Source organism: Microbacterium sufflavum (genome assembly GCF_023091155.1).
GTDB lineage: Bacteria > Actinomycetota > Actinomycetes > Actinomycetales > Microbacteriaceae > Microbacterium > Microbacterium sufflavum.
The window spans coordinates 2018-5658 of the sequence record NZ_JAHWXK010000006.1 but is presented as its reverse complement, the minus strand read 5'-3'; the positions used below and the strand labels follow the sequence as shown (position 1 = coordinate 5658).

Genomic DNA, 3641 nt, shown 5'->3' with positions numbered 1-3641 from the left:
TTGACTAAAAGGAGTCCGGCGGTGTCCTACTCTCCCACAGGGTCCCCCCTGCAGTACCATCGGCGCTGTGAGGCTTAGCTTCCGGGTTCGGAATGTGACCGGGCGTTTCCCTCACGCTATGGCCGCCGAAACACTATTGATGTTTCAATCAAACCTAGGTTCACACGTGTGTGTGATCGAAGGTGGTTCTCGACCGTACATCGAGAACCACTCAGTGGACGCAAGCACCAACGAACGGTGTGTTATCAAGTCATCGGCTTATTAGTACCAGTCAGCTGCACACGTTACCGTGCTTCCACATCTGGCCTATCAACCCAGTAGTCTGGCTGGGAGCCTCTCACCCGAAGGTATGGAAGTCTCATCTTGAGGCCGGCTTCCCGCTTAGATGCTTTCAGCGGTTATCCATCCCGAACGTAGCTAATCAGCGGTGCTCCTGGCGGAACAACTGACACACCAGAGGTTCGTCCAACCCGGTCCTCTCGTACTAGGGTCAGATCCTCTCAAACTTCCTACGCGCGCAGCGGATAGGGACCGAACTGTCTCACGACGTTCTAAACCCAGCTCGCGTACCGCTTTAATGGGCGAACAGCCCAACCCTTGGGACCTACTCCAGCCCCAGGATGCGACGAGCCGACATCGAGGTGCCAAACCATGCCGTCGATATGGACTCTTGGGCAAGATCAGCCTGTTATCCCCGAGGTACCTTTTATCCGTTGAGCGACAGCGCTTCCACAAGCCACTGCCGGATCACTAGTCCCGACTTTCGTCCCTGCTCGACCTGTCAGTCTCACAGTCAAGCTCCCTTGTGCACTTACACTCGCCACCTGATTGCCAACCAGGTTGAGGGAACCTTTGGGCGCCTCCGTTACTTTTTGGGAGGCAACCGCCCCAGTTAAACTACCCACCAGGCACTGTCCCTGAACCGGATTACGGTTCGAAGTTAGATATCCAGAGTGACCAGAGTGGTATTTCAACAATGACTCCACGGTAACTGGCGTCACCGCTTCAAAGTCTCCCACCTATCCTACACAAGCCACACCGAACACCAATACCAAGCTGTAGTAAAGGTCACGGGGTCTTTCCGTCCTGCTGCGCGTAACGAGCATCTTTACTCGTAATGCAATTTCGCCGAGTTCGCGGTTGAGACAGTTGGGAAGTCGTTACGCCATTCGTGCAGGTCGGAACTTACCCGACAAGGAATTTCGCTACCTTAGGATGGTTATAGTTACCACCGCCGTTTACTGGGGCTTAAATTCTCAGCTTCGCCTTGCGGCTAACCGGTCCTCTTAACCTTCCAGCACCGGGCAGGCGTCAGTCCGTATACATCGTCTTGCGACTTGGCACGGACCTGTGTTTTTAGTAAACAGTCGCTACCCACTAGTCTCTGCGGCCTCCAAACGCTTTCGGAGCAAGTCCTAATACGTCGAAGGCCCCCCTTCTCCCGAAGTTACGGGGGCATTTTGCCGAGTTCCTTAACCACGATTCTCTCGATCTCCTTGGTATTCTCTACCTGACCACCTGAGTCGGTTTGGGGTACGGGCGGCTAGAACCTCGCGTCGATGCTTTTCTCGGCAGCATAGGATCATCCACTTTTTATCCGCATCGTGTCTCAGCCTCATGAGTCACGGATTTGCCTATGACTCGGCCTACGCACTTGCACCAGGACAACCATCGCCTGGCTTGGACTACCTTCCTGCGTCACACCTGTTAATACGCTAACCGCACCAGCATGGGGTCACGTGCTCCCCTCCACGGTGTCACCCGAAGGTGACGATGTGAAGGCTCGGACGTTTAGCACCACTGGATTAGCTTGGGCGGTTCTTCGCCGGTACGGGAATATCAACCCGTTGTCCATCGACTACGCCTGTCGGCCTCGCCTTAGGTCCCGACTTACCCAGGGAAGATTAGCTTGACCCTGGAACCCTTGGTCTTTCGGAGGACGTGTTTCTCACACGTCATTCGCTACTCATGCCTGCATTCTCACTCGTGTAGCCTCCACGGCTGGTTTCCACCGCCGCTTCGCTGGCCACACGACGCTCTCCTACCCATCAACACGGCTGGACCACGAAGGCCTACCAATAATGTCAATGCCACAACTTCGGTGGCGTGCTTGAGCCCCGTTACATTGTCGGCGCGGAATCACTTGACCAGTGAGCTATTACGCACTCTTTCAAGGGTGGCTGCTTCTAAGCCAACCTCCTGGTTGTCAGAGCAACTCCACATCCTTTCCCACTTAGCACGCGCTTTGGGACCTTAGTTGGTGGTCTGGGTTGTTTCCCTCTCGACTATGAAGCTTATCCCCCACAGTCTCACTGCTGCGCTCTCACTTACCGGCATTCGGAGTTTGGCTGACGTCAGTAACCTTGTAGGGCCCATCGGCCATCCAGTAGCTCTACCTCCGGCAAGAAACACGCAACGCTGCACCTAAATGCATTTCGGAGAGAACCAGCTATCACGAAGTTTGATTGGCCTTTCACCCCTATCCACAGCTCATCCCCTCAGTTTTCAACCTAAGTGGGTTCGGTCCTCCACGACGTCTTACCGTCGCTTCAACCTGGCCATGGATAGATCACTTCGCTTCGGGTCTAGGACATGCGACTGAATCGCCCTATTCAGACTCGCTTTCGCTACGGCTACCCCACACGGGTTAACCTCGCCACATATCGCTAACTCGCAGGCTCATTCTTCAAAAGGCACGCTGTCACACCTACCAGGGGTGCTCCAACGGTTTGTAAGCAAACGGTTTCAGGTACTATTTCACTCCCCTCCCGGGGTACTTTTCACCTTTCCCTCACGGTACTTGTCCGCTATCGGTCATCTGGGAGTATTTAGGCTTATCAGGTGGTCCTGACAGATTCACACGGGATTTCACGGGCCCCGTGCTACTTGGGATACTCTCCACGCCAGAACACGCATTTCGACTACGGGGTTGGCACCCTCTATGACCGGCCTTTCAAGACCGTTCGTCTATACGCTTCTGTAACGTCGCCAGCTCGGCAGAACTGACTGGTGAGTCCCACAACCCCGAATATGCAACTCCTGCCGGATATCACACACACTCGGTTTAGCCTGATCCGGTTTCGCTCGCCACTACTAACGGAATCGCGGTTGCTTTCTCTTCCTGTGGGTACTGAGATGTTTCACTTCCCCACGTTCCCTCTACCCGCCCTATATATTCAGGCGGGAGTCACTAGGTCGGCACGCCGCCCAGCGGGGTTTCCCCATTCGGACACCCTCGGATCAAAACTTGCTTATCAGTTCCCCGAGGCTTATCGCAGATTGCTACGTCCTTCTTCGGCTCCAGATGCCAAGGCATCCACCGTTTGCTCTTAAAGACTTGAAATCACATGAGTTCGAATCAAAAACTCGACCCCACCCGAAGGCGGGATCAGAAATTGACTAATGATCTTTAAGATCATCTTGCGCAACCAATCCGAAGATCAGTTGCAAGATGCTCGCGTCCACTGTGTAGTTCTCAAAGTACGGGCGGTACCCTTCACCGCTTCCCCACCGGGGAAACAACGAAAGGCCCAGAGTAACCAAATGCTTCCAACCCGAAGGTCAAAGCGCATCCGGTCCCTCAGGACCCAACAGCGTGCAGGTGCGACATCCGTCACCCTCCCCGTTCCAACCACCGAAGC

2 rRNA genes are annotated in these 3641 nt (G+C 54.6%); both read right to left on the bottom strand.

Going from position 1 to position 3641, the window contains the following annotated elements:
* Positions 1 to 13: 13 nt before the first annotated feature.
* Positions 14 to 130: ribosomal RNA gene (gene rrf, locus KZC56_RS17585) — 5S ribosomal RNA — on the bottom strand.
* A gap of 111 nt (positions 131 to 241) precedes the next feature.
* A 23S ribosomal RNA gene (locus KZC56_RS17580) occupies positions 242 to 3343 on the bottom strand.
* Positions 3344 to 3641: the final 298 nt, after the last annotated feature.